Raw genomic sequence first — 19,691 nt, 5'->3', positions numbered from 1 at the left:
AAGACGGTCGGCCCTTACCCTCCTCCCAAGGGTTGACCACCAAAACGGCGCCCGCCGCACCTCCTCCCGCGGCGGGCGTTGTTTCCCAGGCGGCAAAAACGAATTTTGCCCCAGAGGTTTCGCCCCTCTTCAAATGGCGAAAGAGATTTCGTCAGAGCCGACCTCCTCCCCGGCGATGACGAATAGGCCCAACCTTCACCTCCTCCCGAGGGTTGGCCAACCAAACGGCGCCCGCCGCACCTCCTCCCGCGGCGGGCGCTGTTTCCCAGGTGGCAAAGTTGCCCCAGAGGTTTCGCCCCTCTTCAAAAGGCGAAAGAGATTTCGTCAAAGCCGACCTCCTCCCCGGCAATGACGAATACGGTCGACCTTCACCTCCTCCCGAGGGTCGACCTCCAAAACGACACCCGCCGGACCTCCTCCCCCGGCGGGTGTTGTTGTTTTCAAGGGCAGGCGCTCCCGACCAGGCGATTCCCGCTCACCGCAGAGCGACAATTGCAATCGCGGCGGCAAGCGACTATTCCGGCGCTCATGAGCAAAAATCCTATCCACATCATCGGCGGTGGTCTCGCCGGTTCCGAAGCCGCATGGCAGGTGGCGCAGGCCGGCGTTCCCGTTGTTCTACATGAGATGCGGCCGGTTCGGGGCACGGACGCCCACAAGACCGATGGCCTGGCCGAGCTGGTCTGTTCCAATTCCTTCCGCTCCGACGATGCCGAAAACAACGCGGTCGGGCTGCTGCACGCCGAAATGCGGCTGGCCGGCTCCTTGATCATGAGTGCCGGCGACGCCAACCAGGTGCCGGCCGGCGGCGCGCTTGCCGTCGACCGCGACGGTTTCTCCGAGGCCGTGACGAAGAAGCTCGAAGCACACCCGCTGATCGCCATCCAGCGCGAGGAAGTGCCAGGCCTGCCGCCAGCGGACTGGGACCAGGCGATCATCGCCACGGGGCCGCTGACCGCGCCTGGACTTGCCCAGTCGATCGCCGAGGCGACCGGCGCCGACGCGCTCGCCTTCTTCGACGCCATCGCGCCGATCATCCATTTCGACACGATCGACATGGACATTTGCTGGTTCCAGTCGCGCTACGACAAGGTCGGGCCTGGCGGTACCGGCAAGGACTACATCAATTGCCCGATGGACAAGGAGCAGTACCTTGCCTTCGTGCAGGCATTGATCGACGGCCAGAAGACGGAATTCAAGCAATGGGAAGGCACGCCCTATTTCGACGGCTGCCTGCCGATCGAGATCATGGCCGAGCGCGGCGTCGAGACGCTGCGCTACGGGCCGATGAAGCCGATGGGCCTGACCAACGCGCACAATCCGACGGTGAAGGCCTATGCGGTCGTCCAGCTCCGGCAGGACAATGCGCTGGGCACGCTCTACAACATGGTCGGTTTCCAGACCAAGTTGAAGCACGCTGAGCAGGTCCGTATCTTCCGCACCATTCCGGGCCTGGAAAACGCCGACTTCGCTCGCCTCGGCGGCCTGCACCGCAATACCTACATCAACTCGCCGACGCTGCTCGACGCCTCGCTGCAGCTGAAGTCGCGCCCTGGCCTGCGTTTCGCCGGCCAGATCACCGGTTGCGAAGGCTATGTCGAAAGCGCCGCCATCGGCCTGCTCGCCGGCCGCTTCGCCGCCGCCGAACGGCTCGGCTATGCGCCGTCGCTGCCGCCGCTCACCACGGCCTTCGGCGCGCTGCTCAACCACATCACAGGCGGCCATATTGTTTCCGACGATGAGCCAGGCAAGCGCTCGTTCCAGCCGATGAACGTTAATTTCGGCCTGTTCCCCCCGATGGAAGCGCCGAAGACCGAAGGCAAGCGACTGCGCGGCAAGGACAAGACAGTCGCCAAAAGGCACGCCATCACGTCACGCGCGCTGGGCGATTGCCGGCAATGGCTGGGGCTGCCGGCGCAGGCAGCGCAGGCGGCGGAATAAGCAATCTCGGGATTGAACCTCAGGCAGGAAAGTAGGATACTATCCTGCCTGAGGGAGCCGCTCTATGGAATCTGCCGAAAAACTGTCCGTCACCGTCACGCCCGCCATGGCGCGCATGATCCGCGAGAAAGTCGAGGACGGCTCCTTCGGCTCGGCGAGCGAGGTCATCCGTGCGGCGCTCCGCGCCTTCCAGCGCGAAGAGGACGAGCATGCCGAGCGCATGGCCTCGATCAGGGCTCGGGTGAAGGCGTCGATCGAAGATACAAGGCCGAATCTTTCTGGGGAGGAGGTTCGCGACCGCCTTGGACGATTGTTCGCACAGTATTCGAGCCGCGCCGATGATCCGGCGGCTTGAGGTCGAATATCGCGAAAGCGCCAGTAACGATCTTGCAGACATTTTCAGATACCTCGTCGAGGCGCGGAAGCCCTGACGCCGCGAGAAATTTCGTTCTGCGCATCGAAGGCCGTTGCCAGAACATCGGCAATGCACCTCGCGGCGGCCGCTCGCGCGACGACATTGTGCCGGGGCTGCGAACCGTCCCGTTCGAACACTCGGCCGTTATCGCCTACGTGATCGAGGGCGATGTTGTCCGCATCGTCAATATCTTCTACGGCGGCCGCGACTACGAGACGCTGATGCGCGGTGGCGGTTCGAACGACGCCTCCTAGCAGCCAAGCAGTTACTCCGCCGGCTCGGCACTCGCCATAGGCAGTCCCGGCTTCCCCGCCTCGGCGGGATTTCGCCTGACATAAGCAGCCTTCAGGCTTTCAGAAGTTTCGCGCGAGCCGTCATGGCTCCAGCCTGGCGGCTTGATCAAGTAATTCAGGCGCTCGCGCAGCGTCAGGCCCGGCGAAAACGCATCCCTGAACATGCCGATCCATTCGTGGAAGGCCACTTTCAGCGGGTTGAAGGTGCCGAGATTCTTGACGATGCCGTAGCGCGGGCGGTCCTCCTCCAATTCCTCGACGAAGGTACCGAACATCCGGTCCCAGATGATCAGCGTTCCGGCATAGTTGGCGTCGAGATAGCGCGGGTTGGTGGCATGGTGGACGCGGTGGTGGGACGGCGTGTTGAAGATCAATTCGAACCAGCCCCACATCTTGCCGATGGTCTCGGTGTGGATCCAGAACTGCCAGACCAGGTTGAAGCCGAAGGTGAAGGCGATCACCGCCGGATGGAAGCCGAGCAGCACCAGCGGCGCCTGCAGCACGAACATGAAGGTGAACAGCCCGGTCCAGCTTTGCCGGAGCGCCGTCGACAAATTGTAGTGCTGGCTCGAATGATGGTTGACATGCTCGGCCCACACCCAGCGCACCCGGTGCGCAATGCGGTGATAGACATAGTAGCGCAGATCATCGAGCAGGAAGGCGGCCAGGAACACCCAGGCCGACAGGCCGAGATTGAAGACGCGGAACTGCCATAGCCACAGCAGCGCCCAGTAGGAGACGACACCAAGCAGCAGCCCGGCGACGACATTGCCGGTACCCATCATCAGGCTGGTCAGCGTATCGCGCGTCTCGAACGAGCCCTTGGCGCGGCCGCTGCGCACCAGCCAGAGCTCGATCAGGATCGCGGCGACGAAGAACGGAATGGCGAGTTGGGTGACCTGCGGGAAATCATAGCTCTCCATCACGCGGCCTCCCCAGCGGAATTTGAATGATGCGATCCGAAAGCCATCAGCAAGGCCCGGGCATCGGCGGCACTCGCGAAGCGGAAGCGACCGCCCTTCCAGGTGAAATCCGTCAGCCGGACCAGAATCGTATGCGCCTCGTCGGCGCCGCAGACCTTTGTGTCTGCAGGCGTGACGATGCGGGTCAAAAACCGATCGCCGATGCCGTGAACAATGCCGACACGCCCTCGCCCAAGATCGATAAATGCCGTCTTGGCATCCGCCGTCAGGCGGACCGTCACAGCCGTCTCGTCAGGATAATCTTCGGCGAAACGGCGCAACGCCTGATTCGCGCCGGCCAGTGTGGCCGTCTTGCTGCCGCCGGTGAAATGCACCGCGGCAACCGACAGCGCAATGCCGAAGGCGACGATCGCGACCAGCACGGGCAAGCTCATGGATTTCCTCCGGGCCCGGGCCGTCGTCTTCGGCGACAGTTTTCGGGCTCAGCCGGATCCTTAACATGATTGACGTTTACGTCAAAGCGCCGGCCAGCCCTTGCTTGCGCGCCGCAACAGGAGCCAATGCCGGCGCAAGGCAGAGAGCCGCGCGACGCTGACGAGCGGTGAATGGCCCGACCCTTCCATCTTGTCGAGATAGGCGCGCGACAGCGCCAGCGGCAGGAATGCCGGGCGCAACGACGCCGGCAACTCCGCGGCGCCCCGCTCGAAGGCTGAAAGGTGTTCGCGTGCCAGAGCGATCATCGCCGCCACGGCGCGCTGCGCTCCAGGCCCGCCATCGCCGGCAACAAACTCTTCCGGCGACGATCCCGCCGCCGCCAGGATGTCGGCCGGGACAAAGCATTGCCCGCGCTTGCGGTGCAGCGGTAACAGCAGAAGCAGGCCGGTCATCGCCTGCGCACAGCCCGCCCTGCCCGCCAATTCCGCAATGCGCGGCGCGTCGACGGGATCGAGCACCATCGCCGCAAGCTGGATGAGCGCGGCTGCCGTCTCGCCGCAATAGCCTTCCAGATCCGTGCGCGACGGCATCGGATCGTCGTAGAGATCGAAGATGCGCGCTTCGAGCATGTTCTCGAAGGCCAATTTCGGCAGGCGATGGACGGAAATTGTCGCCTTCAGCGCGTCGGCGGTGGGATGACCGATGCCTGCGCCATCATTGTCGGCGGCGATGAGATCGCGCCACCATTGCAGCCGTACCTCACCCGGCAACGCTTCATGGATGCGGTCGCGAATGCCCGCGACCTCGGCATTGAAAGCGTAAAGCGACAACAGCGCATCGCGCTTGTCGGCCGGCGCGTAGAGCGCCGTGAGATACCGGTCATGGTCGGCGGCGCGCACCGCGTCCATGACGATTTTGGCATTCTGGGACATGTCAATCGACGGCGATGAGCGCGGCAGCCACGGCGCGGTCTTCCGCCAGAAGGACATTGTAGGTTCGCACCGCCGCTCCGGTCGACATCGGATCGGACGCTATGCCCGCCTCTTTCAGCGCCGCCCGCAACGCTGCCGGCAACGGCCGGAGATGCCTGCCCATGCCGACCAGCAGGATCTCGACCTTGTCGGCCTCGGCCAGAAGTTTGTCGAAATCCGCCACCGTCAGCGCCGCAGCGTCCGCCGGCTCCCAGCCATGGATGCCGGATGGTAGGCACAGTAACGAGCCGCGATGCGACATGTCGGCAAAGCGAAACCCGCCATTGCCATAGGCCTCGATCGGAGCGCGGCCTGGGAAATGCGCCTCGCGGATGACGATCCCTTTGCCGGTCACCACTCAGTCACCCCTTCGGGGCCGCGCGTCAGGTCGCGACCGCCTTGCCGCCGCCGACCGGCTTCTCCTCGTCGGCCGTGGCCTGCGGCCGCAGCTTGAACAGGATCAGCAGCGGTGCGGCGATGAAGATCGACGAATAGGTGCCGAACACGACACCGAACAGCATCGCCATGGTGAAGGAGCGGATGACCTCGCCGCCGAACAGCACCAGTGCCAGCAAGGCCAGGATCGTCGTCACCGAGGTCAGCGTCGTTCGCGACAGCGTCTCGTTGATGGCGTTGTTCAACAGCTGCGGTAGCGGCATTCGCTTGTATTTTCGCAGATCCTCGCGGACGCGGTCATAGACCACGATCGTGTCGTTCAGCGAATAGCCGATAATGGTCAGGATCGCCGCCAGCGACGACTGGTTGAATTCAAGGCCGGTGATGACGAAGAAGCCGAGCGTCATGACCACGTCGTGCACGGTCGCAACGATGGCGCCGACCGCGAACTGCCATTCGAAACGGAACCAGACATAGACCAGGATGCCGACCAGCGCGACCAGCATGGCGATGGTGCCTTGCTTGGCAAGTTCGCCGGAAACCGTCGGTCCCACAACCTCGACGCGGCGGAAATCATACTGGTCCTGCAGCTCGCCACGCACCTTGTCGATGACCGTCTGCTCGGCATTCTCGCCGCCATCCTGCGTGCCGACGCGGATCAGCACGTCGTTCGGCGCGCCGAACTGCTGCACCTGCACCTCGCCGATGTTGAGTTCCATCAGCCTGGCACGGATATCGCCGAGATTGGCGTCGCCGCTCTTGGACTTCACCTCAATCATCGAGCCGCCCTTGAAGTCGATGCCGTAATTGATATCGACCGTCATGAACAGCACCACGGACAACACCGACAGGAAGCTCGACAGCGCGAACGTCCAGCGACGGATGCCCATGAAGGGGATCTTGGTGCCTGGCGGAATGAAGGTCACCGGCGCCTTCGGCAGCTCCTTCGGGCGAGCGCGGCGCAGCCAGATCGATACCAGCAGGCGCGTGAAGGTGAAAGCGGTGAAGACCGTGGTCAGGATGCCGATGGCGTAAGTGATGGCAAAGCCCTTCACCGGACCGGTGCCGAGATAAAACAGCACCACGGTGGCGATCAGCGACGTGACGTTGGAATCGACGATGGTCGCCAGCGCCTTCGAGAAGCCGGTGTCGATCGCCTGGATCACTGAGCGGCCAGCTCGTCGCTCCTCACGGATACGTTCGTAGATCAGCACGTTGGAATCGACGGCCATGCCTATGGTCAGCACGATACCGGCAATACCGGGCAGGGTCAGCGTCGCCCCAAGCAGCGACAACAGTCCGACGATCATCGCCACGTGCACCGCCAGCGCGATGTTGGCGAGGAAGCCGAGGAAGCCGTAGGCGACGAACATGAAGGCAACGACGAGGATCGAACCGATGATGCCGGCGACCTTGCCGGCATGGATCGAATCCTGGCCAAGGCCCGGACCGACAGTGCGTTCCTCGATCACCGTCAGCGTCGCCGGCAGCGCACCGGCTCGCAAAAGCACGGCGAGATCGTTGGCGCTCTGGGCGGTGAAATTGCCTGAAATCTGGCCGGTGCCGCCGAGGATCGGCTCACGGATCTGCGGCGCCGAAATCACCTGGTTGTCGAGGATGATGGCGAACAGCTTGCCGACATTCTGCGACGTCGCCTGGCCGAAGCGCGCGGCCCCCTTGGAATCGAAGCGGAATGAAACCACCGGCTCGTTGTTCTGCGAATTGTACGTCGCTTGCGCATCGACGAGGTTTTCGCCCGAAACGATGACACGGTTTTCAATCAGATACGGAACCGGCGGATCGTCCTGGGAATAGAGCACCGAGGAGCCGGCGGGCGGGCGACCCTTGAGCGCGTCCTGCACCGGCATCGACTGGTCGACCATCTGGAAGGTCAGCTTCGCGGTCTGACCGAGGATTTCCTTCAGCCGCTGCGGATCCTGCAGGCCAGGCACCTGGACAAGGATGCGGTCGTCGCCTTGCCGCTGCACGATAGGCTCGGTGGTGCCGAGTTCGTTCACGCGGCGCTCAACCACTTCGATCGATTGCGCCAAGGCGGTCGACGTGCGGTACTTGATTCCGGCGTCGGTGACGGTGAACTTGAGCAGGCCCGGCTCGGAATCGTCCAGCGACATTTCCTGGATCGACCCGCCGGTGAACAGGCCGGCCGCGACCGGATCGGTCAAGGTCTTCAACGCCTTCTTGGCGGCATCGAGTTGCGCCGGATCCGTGATGCGAACCTGCAAGGTACGCCCCGTGCCGCCAAGGCCGGTATAGCCGATCTTTGCGTCACGCAGCAGCGTGCGGATTTCGTCACGCGTCGTCTCCAGCCGATCCTTGATCAGATCGTTCTGGTTCATCTCGAGCAGGATGTGTGAACCGCCCTGCAAATCGAGGCCGAGCGTCATCTGCCGCTTCGGCACCCAGCTCGGCAGCTGGGCCAGCGTGCTGGCGGAGAACAGATTGGGCGCGGCGAGGATCACTGTGATGGCCACGGCCACCCAGATCAGGATCATCTTGAAGCGCGAAAAATACAGCATATGGCGTCGTCCGTCAGAGCGTGTCCGCGGATCGCTCCGCCTGGAATTAGGTTATTTCTTGGCGTTCTGGTTCGCCACGGGTTCGCCCTTGACGCGTACGTCGGCGATCGTCGAGCGCAGCGCCGTCACCTTGGTGCCGCCGCCTAGGTCGATCTCGAGCTCATTGTCGTCGATCACCTTCGTCACCTTGCCGACGAAACCGCCACCGGTGACGACAGTATCGCCGCGACGGACCGCCGCCAGCATCTCGCCGCGCTTCTTCAGCTGCGTGCGCTGCGGGCGGATGATCAGAAAATACATGATCACGAAAATCAGGACAAACGGCAAAATGCTGATGAGCATATCGGGAGAGGTGCCGCCGATGCCTTGGGCGTATGCCGGTGTCACGAACATCGAGAGTACTCCTGAATTTTGAAAACAGCCGCCAACCGTTCTGCGGAGTTTGGCGGCCCCTTGAAATTTGGCCGGAATATAGTCGGTAAAGTTGTCAATGCAACTGCGCGGCCGGGCAAATCGGCTGCTTTTCCGGCCTGCCGGGCCGTGTTAGAGCATGATCGCGAAAAGCGCGAGCCGGTTTTCGGAAAAGATCACGCTCGAACAAAAGGTTGGAACCGGTTTCGAACCTGACGGAATCGAACGGGTCTTACCTGCCCGCCCCAAGGAAACGAACCAAAAGACCTGAAATGACCGACAGCACCATCGACGCCCTCAACAAGAAACTTGACCGCCTGATCGAGGCCGTCAGCCGCCTCGCCCCGCCGCCCGTGCCCGAAACCGACCTTGGTGAGGCCGATTGCTTCGTCTGGCAGGCGGAGCCGGGCTATCTGGAGCCGGTGCGCAAGGTCAACCGCGTCGATATCGGCCTGATCCGGGGCGTCGACCGTGTCCGCGACATCCTTGTCGACAACACCGAGCGCTTCGCCGCCGGCCATCCGGCCAACAACGTGCTGTTGTGGGGCGCGCGCGGCATGGGCAAATCGTCGCTGGTCAAGGCCGTGCATGCCGAGATCAATGCCAAGGCCAGATCACACAACGCCAAATCCGACCTGCCGCTGAAGCTGATCGAGATCCACCGCGAGGACATCGACACGCTGCCGAAGCTGATGGGTTTGCTGAAGGCAGCCCCCTTCCGTTTCATCCTGTTTTGCGACGATCTGTCCTTCGATCACGACGATACGTCCTACAAGTCGCTGAAGGCAGCTCTTGAGGGCGGCGTCGAGGGGCGCCCGGCCAATGTCATCTTCTACGCCACCTCGAACCGCCGCCATCTGTTGCCGCGCGACATGATCGACAATGAGCGCTCGACAGCCATCAACCCGTCCGAGGCAGTCGAGGAAAAGGTCTCGCTGTCCGATCGTTTCGGACTTTGGCTCGGCTTCCACAAATGCTCGCAGGACGACTACCTCGAGATGGTCAACGGCTATGCCAGCCATCATGGCCTCGACATCGATCCCGAGCAGCTGCGCGCCGAGGCGCTGGAATGGGCGACGACACGCGGCAGCCGCTCGGGTCGCGTCGCCTGGCAGTTCACACAGGACCTAGCCGGCCGGCTTGGCAGGCCGCTGAAGGATTGAGGCATCGCCAAGGCAAATTCCGGGATGTCACTTGGGCAGCCGCGCCCGTCGCAAGTCGCGCGGCGTCTGGCCAATCTCGCGGCGCATCCAGTGCGCCAGGTGTGACTGGTGCGCGAAGCCCGTCAGTTCCGCGACCTCGCTTGTGCTGAGATCGTCCTGCTGCAGCAGAACGCGCGCGCGTTCGACGCGGCGTCGCAACACATAGCGATGCAGGGTGATGCCCATTGCCACCTTGAACCATGTCCGCAAGTGCGAGCTGCTCGCGCCGGCAACCCTGCTCAGGCGATGAATCGAAAGCGGCTCATGGAGGGCGACTTCAATGTGCTCCAGGACGCGCTTGAGCTGGGTATCCGACAGCCGGTTTGTTCGATCGATGTCTGAAACATCAAGGCCAAGCAGCCTGACCGCGAGTGCGGCGCCAATGCTGTCGGCAAACAGAGAGCCGCTCGGCGCGCCGGCATTGAGATCGCTCTGGAGTGCTCGAGCAAGATGTTCGATGCGTTGGTCACGAAGCAAATGGCGTGTGTCGAGCCGCGTTGTCAGCGCCTTGCCGCCAAGTTCCGCCGCCACCCTTTCCATCAGGGCTGGCTGCAAGACAATCTCAATCGTGTCGAACGGGGTTTCAGCCTCGAAGCCGCCCTCCTCGCCAGCCGGCACCAGGTCGATGTCGCCGGCGCGCCTGACGAAATATCGCCCAACCTGATTGCAGTAGGAGCGCGTCGCCGCGCTTGCATGCACCATGATGCGGTGGTGTGGCGCCCGCGGCAGACGATGGACACCGGCCTCGATATGCCGGGAAACCATTGTTAGGTCGGAGGAGGATCGGGCCGGAGCGAATTGCGGACGCATGCTCTCTCGATTCATGGCAAAACCTGTCCAAGATTTGGCAATTCCCGCGCGATTTTCAATGCCGGCAACCGGTACTCACGCCTCTCCATCAGCTTGAAGAGAGGTTGCCATGAGTTTCTATGTTGTTGTCGGCGCGGGCCCGGTTGGACGCGAGACCGCTCGCCTTCTTGGCGAAGAAGGACATGACGTCGTGCTCACGAGCCGAAGCGTCGGCTCGAACGCACTGCGCAACGTGCGGGCCATACAGGCCGACGCCACGGATGCCTCGGAACTGGCGCGTATCTGCCAGGGCGCCGAGGCCATATTCATGTGTGCCATGGCCACATATCATCGGTGGCCGACCGACTTTTTCCCCATCATCGACGGCACCGTGCGCGCGGCGGAAGCGGTCGGCGCGAAGCTCATCGTGCTCGGAAACCTCTATGGTTACGGGGCAAATGCCGATAGCCCGCTTCGCTCCGACCTGTCTCTGGACCCGACTTCGAAAAAGGGAACCGCCCGGACGATCATGTGGCAGCGGGCGGTCCGCGCCAATGTACCGGCCATCGAAGTACGGTCCAGCGACTATCTCGGACATGGCGCAATCAGCTATTTCTCACTGGTCGCGCTGCCCTCCATCATCGAGGGCAAGCCTACCGCCTTCATTGGAGACCTCGACGCAACCCACGCCTGGGCCTTCACCAAGGACGTCGCCAGGACACTGGTCGCGGCCACCCGCTACACGGGTGAATGGGGACGGGCGTTTCACGTTCCCTCGCAATACGCCTCCCCTCGGGAACTCATCCAGAAAACCGCGGCGATGCTCGGGCAAGAGATCCCAGAGACACGTTCCTACTCCGTCCCCGAGATGGAGGCTCTGGGCATGCACGAACTCATCGAAATGAGCTACCTCTTTGAACGTCCCTTGCTGGTCGACTCCTCGGACGCCGAGACGCTTCTCGGCGTGAAGGCCAGCAGCCTTGAGGAGATGATCGCCGACACGCTCCTTGATCATCTCTGAGGCTTGCGGGCGGGCATTTTTCACAACTGAAAAAGCCCGCTCCTCGCGGAACGGGCTGAGCCGGCGGGCCGGACTGGAGGTCAGACGGCCCGCAAATCGCTTTTTTTATTCTATTCGAGATAGGTCGAAGGATCGACCGGCGCCGAGTTCTTGCGCACTTCGAAGTGCAGCTTCGGCGAGTCCGTCGTGCCGCTCATGCCCGACAGCGCGATTTCCTGGCCGCGCTTGACCTTCTGGCCGCGCTGCACCTCGATCGAGCTGGCATGGCCGTAGACGGTGACCAGGCCGTTCTCGTGGCGCACCAGCACCGTGTTGCCGAATTCCTTGAGACCGTCGCCGGCGTAGATGACGACGCCGTTTTCGGCCGCCTTGATCGGCGTGCCCGTGGGCACGGCGATGTCGACGCCATCCTTGCCGGATCCGAAGCCTGAGATCACCCGGCCGCGCACCGGCCAGCGCATCTTGCCGATACCCGTGGCGTCGGGCGCCACCGCTTCATCGTCCTCGGCCTGCTGGATGACTTTCGCATCCTTCTTCGGCGGCGTGTAGGACGCCAGCGTTTCCGACGGCGTGGTCTTTGCAGGAGGCTGCGTGGTTGCCGTGGTCACCGGATCGACTTTCGCCGGCTTTGCACTGGCGACCGTCGCCGTTCCGCCGGCCGGCACTTTCAGGGTCTGGCCGATCTTGAGCAAACCGTCCTTCATGCCGTTGGCCTGCTTCAGCGCCACGACGCCAACGCCGGTCTTCCTGGCAATCGAGGACATCGTGTCGCCCGACTGGACCGTGTAGGTGCCGGCGCCGCCGGTTGCCTTGGCCACTTGCGCGGGCTTGGGCTCCTTGGGCTGGCTCGCGGCGGCCGAAGCATCGACCTGAGCGGCGGACTTGCCCTCCTTGAGTTTCGGCTGTTGCGGCAGAACGGCAACCTTGTCCGGCGCGGTGGCCGGCAAGTCGTGCTTGCCATCCTTTACCGGCTTCCCATCAGCGACTTTCGGCTCAGCCTTGCTGGAATAAGCATAGGCCGGGATAACGATCTTCTGGCCGGTCTTCAGCCCCTTGGTCGGGCTCAGGCCATTCACCTTCATGATGACATCGGCCGGCACCTTGTAATGCGCCGCCAGGCCGGAAATGGTCTCGCCGTCCCTGACGACGATCTCGGTCGCATGCGGTGTGCCGGCCTGCGCCATCCTCGGCGCGTCGGGCTGGGCACTCTTGAATGGCTTCGCGGCCGGCTCGACAGTGCTGGTCGTCGTCCTGTCGAGATGAGGAGCGGGCCGAACCATGGCCGGCGCCGATGCGACACGCACGGGATTGGCCGCAGGCGCGAGTGCCGGAGCGGGTTGCGCCTGGGCTGAAAGGGGCGGAGGCAGCGGCCGGCTGGAGACCGGCTCTAGACTGGAGCGGCTGACCGACTGCGTGTGGGTGCCGTCGAGCGGGGCTGCCGAGACATCGCCCGGATAGGGCTGCACGGCATCCTGCTTGTTGATGATGGTGCGCTGATTGTTGGTCGAGGAAGTGAAGACGTCGTCGACACTGTTGAACCGCGACGCCTGGGAACTGCACCCGGCGGCCGCGCCTGCAATCATGAGAACGGCGCAGCCCCGCGCCAGATTGCGACCATTTGCCTTCAAAACATTGAGTTGCATCGCACTAACCCGCACAAACTCTGCACCAACTGAGACAGGATTAAAGCGCGTTAATGTTACTGGGCGGTTAACCCATTAGAATCCGACGAAAATTTTCTTAAAACATTTTCGAGTGCGCCGGAGGCGCCTAGATCACCGCGGCGACGCTGCGCAGGATCGGCTGCAGCCGCACGAGACCGATATCCTCACGCTCGAAACGGCTGCCGACCTTGGTGAGCTTGGCCAGCACCTGCTCGCCCTCTTCCGGCCCGATCGGTGCGATGACGATGCCGCCGCTCGACAATTGGTCGAGCAGGAAGCGCGGCAGGCTGTCGAAGGCAGCCCAGGCGACGATGCGGTCGAATGGCCCCTCGGCAGGCAGACCGCCGGAGCCGTCAGCCTGGCGCGCTATGGCGTTGCCGATGCCAAGCGCCTCGAAGCGCTGCCTGGCCTGTTCGACAAGCGTCTTGTAGCGGTCGATGGTGACGATCCGTGCCGCCAGCCGCGACATCACCGCCGCCGTGTAGCCGGAGCCGGTACCGATCTCGAGCACGCGATTGCCGGGCTCGATGGCAAGCGCCGCGATAACAGCTGCTTGCATATCCGCGCCTTCGATCGCCTCGCCGCACTCGATCGGCAGCATGCGGTCGGACCAGGCGATCTGATGGAACTGCGCCGCCAGGAAACCTCGCCGTGGCGTCGCCTCGAAAGCCGCGATCAATGCCTTCGGCACGGTTCCCCTGCCGCGCAGGCGCAGGAGGAAAGCGGCAAATCCTTCGCGGTCATCGATTGGCAGGTTCATGCAAGCGCCTTGCTCAGCTGGTCACGGATCTCATGCGCGGTGAGGTCGAGCTGCAAGGGCGTCACCGACACCAGGCGATTGCGCAGGGCGTAGAGATCGGTGCCTCGCTTGCCCTCGACTGGCTCGCGGCCAAATCGCAGCCAATAGTAAGGCAGCCCGCGCCCATCACGGCGCTCGTCGACCCACAGGCTGTGCACGAGCTTGCCCTGCGAGGTGACCACCGTGCCGGCAACCTCCTCTGGAAGGCAGTTCGGAAAATTGACGTTGAGCAGCACACCGTCCGGCAGCGGCGTCGCGACGAGCTTCTTCAGCAGTGCCGGCGCCAGCGCTTCGGTGGTCTCGTAGGGGACGACGCGATCCTCGCCGACATAGGAGTAGCCCTGGCTGAGCGCGATCGAGCGGATGCCGAGCAGCGCGCCTTCCATGGCGCCGGCGACGGTTCCCGAATAGGTCACGTCGTCGGCGATATTGGCGCCGGAATTGATCCCGGACAGGATCAGGTCGGGCGCACCGGGCAGGATCTTCTTCACCCCCATGATGACGCAGTCGGTCGGCGTGCCGCGAACGGCAAAATGCTTCTCGCCGATCTTGCGCAGCCGCAACGGCTCCGAGATCGACAGCGAATGCGCATAGCCTGACTGGTCCTGCTCCGGCGCCACCACCCAGACATCGTCGGAGAGCGTGCGGGCGACGCGTTCGAGCGACGCCAGGCCCTCGGCATGAATGCCGTCGTCATTGGTCAAAAGAATGCGCATTATTTCGATTCGATCTTTTCCAGACCGCCCATGTAAGGCCGCAGCACTTCAGGAATGGTTACGCTGCCATCCTCATTCTGGTAGTTTTCGATGACAGCTATGAGAGCGCGGCCAACAGCGGTGCCCGAGCCGTTGAGCGTATGGACGAAGCGATTGCCCTTGCCATCCTTGTCCTTGTAGCGGGCGTCCATGCGGCGCGCCTGGAAATCGCCACAGACCGAGCAGGACGAGATTTCGCGATAGGCGTTCTGGCCGGGCAGCCAGACCTCGATGTCATAGGTCTTGCGCGCGCCAAAACCCATGTCGCCGGTGCACAGCACCATGGTGCGGAACGGCAGTTCGAGCCGCTTCAGCACTTCCTCGGCACACTCGGTCATCCGCTCATGCTCGGCAAGCGATGATTCCTGGTCGGTGATCGACACCAGCTCGACCTTGTAGAACTGGTGCTGGCGCAGCATGCCGCGCGTGTCGCGTCCGGCCGAGCCTGCTTCCGAGCGGAAGCAAGGCGTCAGCGCCGTGTAGCGCAGCGGCAGTTTTTCATGCGCTGTGATTTCCTCCCGCACGAGATTGGTAAGCGGCACCTCGGCGGTGGGGATCAGACCAAGCCTGCCCTCCCCGTGCGGCGTGAAGAACAGATCCTCCTCGAACTTCGGCAGCTGGTTGGTGCCGAAAAGCACCTCGTCGCGGACCATCAGTGGCGGGATGACTTCCTCATAGCCATGCTCGGTCGTGTGCAGGTCGAGCATGAACTGGCCGATCGCGCGTTCCATCCGCGCCAGGCCGCTCTTCAGCACCGTGAAGCGCGAGCCCGACAGCTTTGCCGCCCGCTCGAAATCCATCATCCCGAGCGCTTCGCCGATCTCGAAATGCTCCTTCACCCAGTTCGGCCGCGTCGGCACCTTGCCGACGATGTGCTTGACGACATTGTCGTGCTCGTCCTTGCCGACCGGCACGTCATCGAGCGGCACGTTGGGCAGCACAGCCAGCGCGTCGTTCAGCGCCTTGTCGAGCTCGCGCTCGCGCGCCTCGCCGTTCTGGATGAAGGTTTTTATCTCGCCAACTTCGGCCTTGAGTTTCTCGGCAAGGGCGGCATCGCCCGAACGCATCGCGTTGCCGATCTCCTTGGAGGCGGCGTTGCGGCGCTCCTGCTTGGTCTGCAGCTCGGTGACGTGCTCGCGCCGCGCCTCGTCCCTGGCGATCAAATCATCGACCGTGGACTGCGCCTCCGCCGCCGACCACGAGCGCTTGGCCAGCGCCTCGACAAGGGCCTTCGGGTTGTCGCGAATCCATTTGATGTCAAGCATGGTCTATCCGTCCTCGGGTGGCATGTCGCCCAAAAGTGCGCAGCGGTTTGGGACAACGACATGCTCAAAACAAAAACTGAAACGCACCGCCTTGATGGCGATGCGTTTCAGTCAGAGGGCGTAAACCGCATCCTTGATCGATGCAAGATGAGGCTGGGCGGCGGTTGTCGTTTTCCGCGGCAGCCGATGTCTTACGAGGCTGCCGGCGCCGGAGGTTCGTCCGGTGCCTTGTCCGCCACGGTCTCGCCGGCTTCCTGTTTCTCGCGTGCCAGGCGCTCGCGCTCTTGGCTGCGCTCGATCAGCCGGGCCGACCAGATGGCGACCTCGTAGAGCAGGATGGTCGGGATGGCGAGACCGATCTGGCTCATCGGATCGGGCGGCGTCAGCACCGCCGCGACGACGAAGGCGATGACGATCGCCCATTTGCGCTTCTCGGCCAGCGCCTTGGACGACAACATGCCGACGCGGGTCATCAGGCTGGTCACCACCGGCAGCTGGAACACCAGGCCGAAGGAGAAGATCAGCGTCATGATCAGGCTGAGATATTCCGACACTTTCGGCAGCAGCGAAATCTGCACCTGCTCGTCGGTACCGGCCTGCTGCATGGCGAGGAAGAACCACATCACCATCGGCGTGAAGAAGAAATAGACCAGCGAGGCGCCCATCAGGAACAGGATGGGCGACGCGATCAGGAACGGCAGGAAGGCGTTGCGCTCGTTCTTGTAGAGGCCGGGCGCGATGAATTTGTAGATCTGCGTGGCGATCAGCGGAAAGGCGATCACCATGCCGCCGAACATGGCGAGCTTGACCTGCGTGAAGAAGAATTCCTGCGGCGCGGTATAGATCAGTTCGACTTTGTGCGGATCGAGACCCGCCCACTTGGTCGCCCATTTGAACGGAACGACCAGAAGGTTGAACAGCTTCTTGGCGAAGAAGAAGCACACCAGGAAGGCGACGAAGAAGCCGCCAAGCGACCAGATCAGCCGGCGGCGCAACTCGATGAGATGCTCGATCAGCGGTGCCGACGACTTCTCGATCTCGTCCTTTTCCTTGTCCGAAACGCTCACTTGGCGGCTCCAGCCGTCTTCTTGGTCACCGGCTTCTTCGCGGGCGCGGGTTTCGGTTCGGCTTTCGCCACGGCCTTGGCGGCAGTCGCCTTGGCGGCGGCGGGCTTCTTCGCAGCGGCGGTCACAGGCTTTGCTGCTGTCGCGGCCTTTGTCGCTGGTGCGGCTTTTGCCGTCACAGTCTTCGCGGATGTCGAGGCCTTGGCCGGCGCTTTTGCCACCGGTGCCGACTTGGAAGCCTTCCTGGCCGCGGATGCCTTTGGCGCCGCGGCCGCTTCCGTGGGTGCCGATACGACCGATTCATCGGTCATCGCCGGGAAAATCGGTGTTGGCGCCGCGGCTCCCGCCACACTGACGCCAGGCATTTCCGTTGCACCATTCTTCAACGGCTCGGCCGGCAGCGGCGTCGAAGCTGCTGGCGTGGACGGATCGGCGGCAGGCTTCGGCTTCATCGCCGCATCGACGCCGGCGCGCACATCGGCCGCCGCCTGCTCGAACGGGTTGAGCTGCTTCTTGATCTCGGCAATAGGGCTGAGGCCCCTGAGTTCGTCGACCGACTTCTTGACGTCGTCGAGCTCGGCTTCCTTGAGCGCGTCGTTGAACTGTTTCTGGAAATCGGCCGCCATGGCGCGCAGCTTCGCCGTCGTGCGGCCGAAGGTGCGCAGCATATTGGGCAAATCCTTCGGCCCGACGACCACGATCATGACGATCGCGATCACCAGCATTTCGGTCCAGCCGACTTCAAACATGGCACTTTGTTCCGACTAGAACTTTTTGGCTCAGCTCTTGCTGGCTTTTTCCTTCACGGCCGAAACGGTCTCGTCGGCACGGTGTTCGACGGTACGCTTGTCGTCGGCGACGTCATCGTCGGCCATGCCCTTCTTGAAGCTCTTGATGCCTTTGGCCATGTCACCCATCAGCTCGGGAATCTTGCCGCGGCCGAACACCAGCAGCACGATCACCAGCACGATCATCCAGTGCCAAATCGAAAATGAACCCATAGCAAATCTCTCTCGAATGTTTTCCCTGGCGATGATCTATGCGTTTTCGCGTTGGGATTCAAACACAACAGCGACAGAGTTTATGAAAGGGTGACGGATGTCACGCTTTTTCGACTCACTGGCCCGCTACCAATCGGCGCATCTACGATCTATCGGCGCGCTTGGACAGAGCGCCAGTGGTCAATCTTCCGTGACGCGCGGCGTCAGCAAGCCGAGTTCCTCGAGGTCGATATCGGTCAGCGGATCCTCGTCCTCGGTGAGCGTGTCGGGGTCGGCCGGCGGCTGCGGAATGGAGAAATTCGACGGCATGCGGCCCGAAAGCAGGCCGGCGCCCTTCAGTTCCTCCATGCCGGGAAGATCGCGGATTTCCTCGAGCGCAAAATGGTCGAGGAAGGTTTCGGTGGTGCCGTAGGTGACGGGACGGCCGGGCGTTTTGCGACGGCCGCGCATGCGCACCCATTCCGTCTCGAGCAGCGTGTCGAGCGTGCCCTTCGAAGTCTCGACACCACGGATATCCTCGATCTCGGCGCGCGTCACCGGCTGGTGGTAAGCGATGATCGCCAGCACTTCGAGCGCCGCGCGCGACAACTTGCGCTGCTGCACCGTGTCACGGCTCATCAGGAAGGCGAGATCGCCGGCGGTACGGAACGCCCAGGCGTCGCCGACCCGCACCAGATTGACGCCGCGCCGGGCGTAGATCTGCTGCAACTCGTCCATTGCGAGGGCGATGTTGATGCCGTCGGGAAGGCGCGCGGCGAGCTGCTTTTCGCTTACCGGTTCGGCGCTGGCGAACACGATCGCCTCGGCCATGCGCACGGCCTCCGACACATGCAGGCGCTCGGCCGGATTCTGGGGCTGATTCTGGGGCGAAGCCTGGTCGAGATCGCCCTCATCCGGCCCATCATCCACCTTGAAGGGGATAACCGAAGCGTTGGCGCGTTCGCTCATGATGCAACCTCGACTGCCTTGATTGCCGGTGCGCGGTGATCGCGCAGATAGATCGGCGCGAACACTTCGTCCTGCCGGACATCCATCTTGCGCTCGCGCACCAATTCCAGTGTCGCCGCGAATGAGCTGGCGATCGCCGTGCGCCGCTCTTCAGGGCTGGTCATATATTGGATGAGGAAGCTGTCGAGAGCCGTCCAGTCCCGCAACGAGCCGATCAGCCGGGTCAGGATGTCGCGCGCGTCCTTGAGCGACCAGACGCCGCGCCTGGCGATCGTCACATTTGTGATCGCCTGCTTCTGCCGCTGCTGGGCATAGGCGGTCAAGAGGTCGTAGAGCGACGCCGAATAGGTGTTGCGCTTCTCGATAATGACCATTTCGGGCATGCCGCGCGCGAACACGTCTCGACCGAGCCGGTTGCGATTGACGAGACGCGACGCCGCGTCACGCATGGCCTCTAGCCGCTTCAGGCGGAATTGCAGCACCGCCGCCAGTTCCTCGCCGCTTTCGCCCTCTTCGCCAGGCTGCTTGGGGATCAGGAGCTTCGACTTCAGGAACGCCAGCCACGCCGCCATCACCAGATAATCGGCGGCAAGCTCGAGGCGCAGCGTCCTCGCCGTCTCGACAAAGGCCAGATATTGCTCTGCCAGCGCCAGGATGGAAATGCGTGCCAGATCGACCTTCTGGTTGCGGGCAAGATGCAGCAAGAGATCGAGCGGACCTTCGAAGCCGGCGACGTCGACGACCAGCGATGGGTCGCCGGTCAGCCGTGAATCATCGTTCTCGGCCCACAGGCGGTCCATCGGTGCGGCCTTCGCGGCCTTGCTCTCCAATGTTTCCGCCACAGCCTTGTCACTTCCTTGT

The 19,691-nt window shown here is 63.1% G+C and carries 21 protein-coding genes; 5 read left to right on the top strand and 16 right to left on the bottom strand.

What is annotated here, in order from left to right:
* Positions 1-528 precede the first annotated feature (528 nt).
* The 3 genes from trmFO to EB230_RS18755 all read left to right on the top strand — a co-directional run bounded on the left by trmFO (position 529) and on the right by EB230_RS18755 (position 2,610).
* Positions 529-1,941, top strand: coding sequence for a methylenetetrahydrofolate--tRNA-(uracil(54)-C(5))-methyltransferase (FADH(2)-oxidizing) TrmFO (trmFO, locus tag EB230_RS18765; protein WP_056572343.1), 1,413 nt, complete (start codon positions 529-531; stop codon positions 1,939-1,941).
* A gap of 64 nt (positions 1,942-2,005) precedes the next feature.
* Complete coding sequence (locus EB230_RS18760; RefSeq protein WP_056572344.1) at positions 2,006-2,296, top strand: type II toxin-antitoxin system ParD family antitoxin; 291 nt, start codon at positions 2,006-2,008, stop codon at positions 2,294-2,296.
* A 32-nt stretch (positions 2,297-2,328) separates the two neighbouring features.
* Entirely contained in the window at positions 2,329-2,610 is a 282-nt protein-coding gene (locus tag EB230_RS18755) for a type II toxin-antitoxin system RelE/ParE family toxin (RefSeq protein WP_320412013.1), read from the top strand.
* 11 nt (positions 2,611-2,621) lie between these two features.
* Here EB230_RS18755 and EB230_RS18750 read toward each other — a convergent pair whose 3' ends face one another.
* The 6 genes from EB230_RS18750 to yajC all read right to left on the bottom strand — a co-directional run bounded on the left by EB230_RS18750 (position 2,622) and on the right by yajC (position 8,304).
* The gene (locus EB230_RS18750; protein ID WP_172373550.1) at positions 2,622-3,572 is read right to left on the bottom strand and encodes a sterol desaturase family protein; all 951 of its coding nucleotides are present in this window, start codon (positions 3,570-3,572) and stop codon (positions 2,622-2,624) included.
* Complete coding sequence (locus EB230_RS18745; protein WP_172373548.1) at positions 3,572-4,006, bottom strand: hypothetical protein; 435 nt, start codon at positions 4,004-4,006, stop codon at positions 3,572-3,574. The genes EB230_RS18750 and EB230_RS18745 overlap by 1 nt, the downstream gene beginning before the upstream one ends.
* Positions 4,007-4,087: 81 nt before the next feature.
* Positions 4,088-4,939: a phytoene/squalene synthase family protein gene (locus EB230_RS18740; RefSeq protein ID WP_056572348.1), complete on the bottom strand. Its 852-nt coding sequence runs from the start codon at positions 4,937-4,939 to the stop codon at positions 4,088-4,090.
* Between the two features lies 1 nt (position 4,940).
* Positions 4,941-5,336 carry an Mth938-like domain-containing protein gene (locus EB230_RS18735; RefSeq protein ID WP_172373546.1) on the bottom strand — a complete coding sequence of 132 codons (396 nt, stop codon included), beginning with the start codon at positions 5,334-5,336 and terminating at the stop codon, positions 4,941-4,943.
* A 25-nt stretch (positions 5,337-5,361) separates the two neighbouring features.
* Positions 5,362-7,911 (bottom strand): protein translocase subunit SecDF, encoded by a 2,550-nt coding sequence (secDF, locus tag EB230_RS18730; RefSeq protein WP_056572352.1) that lies wholly within the window; start codon positions 7,909-7,911, stop codon positions 5,362-5,364.
* A 51-nt stretch (positions 7,912-7,962) separates the two neighbouring features.
* A complete protein-coding gene (gene yajC, locus EB230_RS18725) occupies positions 7,963-8,304 on the bottom strand; it encodes a preprotein translocase subunit YajC (protein ID WP_056572354.1) in 342 nt (113 codons plus the stop codon).
* 290 nt (positions 8,305-8,594) lie between these two features.
* Between yajC and EB230_RS18720 the strand changes: the two genes are divergently transcribed.
* Positions 8,595-9,485 carry an ATP-binding protein gene (locus EB230_RS18720; RefSeq protein WP_056572356.1) on the top strand — a complete coding sequence of 297 codons (891 nt, stop codon included), beginning with the start codon at positions 8,595-8,597 and terminating at the stop codon, positions 9,483-9,485.
* 27 nt (positions 9,486-9,512) lie between these two features.
* On the opposite strand, the gene EB230_RS18715 is transcribed toward EB230_RS18720, so the two are convergent.
* Positions 9,513-10,334: an AraC family transcriptional regulator gene (locus EB230_RS18715; protein ID WP_172373544.1), complete on the bottom strand. Its 822-nt coding sequence runs from the start codon at positions 10,332-10,334 to the stop codon at positions 9,513-9,515.
* A 109-nt stretch (positions 10,335-10,443) separates the two neighbouring features.
* On the opposite strand from EB230_RS18715, the gene EB230_RS18710 reads away from it, so the two are divergent.
* Positions 10,444-11,334: an NAD-dependent epimerase/dehydratase family protein gene (locus tag EB230_RS18710; RefSeq protein ID WP_172373542.1), complete on the top strand. Its 891-nt coding sequence runs from the start codon at positions 10,444-10,446 to the stop codon at positions 11,332-11,334.
* A gap of 110 nt (positions 11,335-11,444) precedes the next feature.
* On the opposite strand, the gene EB230_RS18705 is transcribed toward EB230_RS18710, so the two are convergent.
* From EB230_RS18705 to EB230_RS18665, 9 genes are all read right to left on the bottom strand, one after another.
* Positions 11,445-12,977, bottom strand: a complete 1,533-nt coding sequence (locus EB230_RS18705) for a peptidoglycan DD-metalloendopeptidase family protein (RefSeq protein ID WP_172373540.1) — start codon at positions 12,975-12,977, stop codon at positions 11,445-11,447.
* Between the two features lie 127 nt (positions 12,978-13,104).
* Positions 13,105-13,758 carry a protein-L-isoaspartate(D-aspartate) O-methyltransferase gene (locus EB230_RS18700; protein WP_056572364.1) on the bottom strand — a complete coding sequence of 218 codons (654 nt, stop codon included), beginning with the start codon at positions 13,756-13,758 and terminating at the stop codon, positions 13,105-13,107.
* Positions 13,755-14,513 carry a 5'/3'-nucleotidase SurE gene (gene surE, locus EB230_RS18695; RefSeq protein WP_056572365.1) on the bottom strand — a complete coding sequence of 253 codons (759 nt, stop codon included), beginning with the start codon at positions 14,511-14,513 and terminating at the stop codon, positions 13,755-13,757. Before surE ends, EB230_RS18700 begins: the two co-directional genes overlap by 4 nt.
* Positions 14,513-15,817: a serine--tRNA ligase gene (gene serS / locus EB230_RS18690; RefSeq protein ID WP_056572367.1), complete on the bottom strand. Its 1,305-nt coding sequence runs from the start codon at positions 15,815-15,817 to the stop codon at positions 14,513-14,515. The genes surE and serS overlap by 1 nt, the downstream gene beginning before the upstream one ends.
* Positions 15,818-16,008: 191 nt before the next feature.
* Positions 16,009-16,884: a twin-arginine translocase subunit TatC gene (gene tatC / locus EB230_RS18685; protein ID WP_019858559.1), complete on the bottom strand. Its 876-nt coding sequence runs from the start codon at positions 16,882-16,884 to the stop codon at positions 16,009-16,011.
* Positions 16,881-17,630, bottom strand: coding sequence for a Sec-independent protein translocase protein TatB (gene tatB, locus EB230_RS18680; RefSeq protein ID WP_065005580.1), 750 nt, complete (start codon positions 17,628-17,630; stop codon positions 16,881-16,883). Before tatB ends, tatC begins: the two co-directional genes overlap by 4 nt.
* Before the next feature lie 30 nt (positions 17,631-17,660).
* Positions 17,661-17,882 carry a twin-arginine translocase TatA/TatE family subunit gene (locus EB230_RS18675; RefSeq protein ID WP_010909892.1) on the bottom strand — a complete coding sequence of 74 codons (222 nt, stop codon included), beginning with the start codon at positions 17,880-17,882 and terminating at the stop codon, positions 17,661-17,663.
* A 180-nt stretch (positions 17,883-18,062) separates the two neighbouring features.
* Positions 18,063-18,830: an SMC-Scp complex subunit ScpB gene (gene scpB / locus EB230_RS18670; RefSeq protein WP_172373538.1), complete on the bottom strand. Its 768-nt coding sequence runs from the start codon at positions 18,828-18,830 to the stop codon at positions 18,063-18,065.
* Positions 18,827-19,630, bottom strand: coding sequence for a ScpA family protein (locus tag EB230_RS18665; RefSeq protein WP_056573419.1), 804 nt, complete (start codon positions 19,628-19,630; stop codon positions 18,827-18,829). Before EB230_RS18665 ends, scpB begins: the two co-directional genes overlap by 4 nt.
* Between the last annotated feature and the right edge of the window lie 61 nt (positions 19,631-19,691).

It is taken from the genome of Mesorhizobium sp. NZP2234 (genome assembly GCF_013170765.1).
Classification (GTDB): Bacteria; Pseudomonadota; Alphaproteobacteria; order Rhizobiales; family Rhizobiaceae; genus Mesorhizobium; species Mesorhizobium loti_D.
This window is presented reverse-complemented; position numbering and strand designations above follow the sequence as displayed.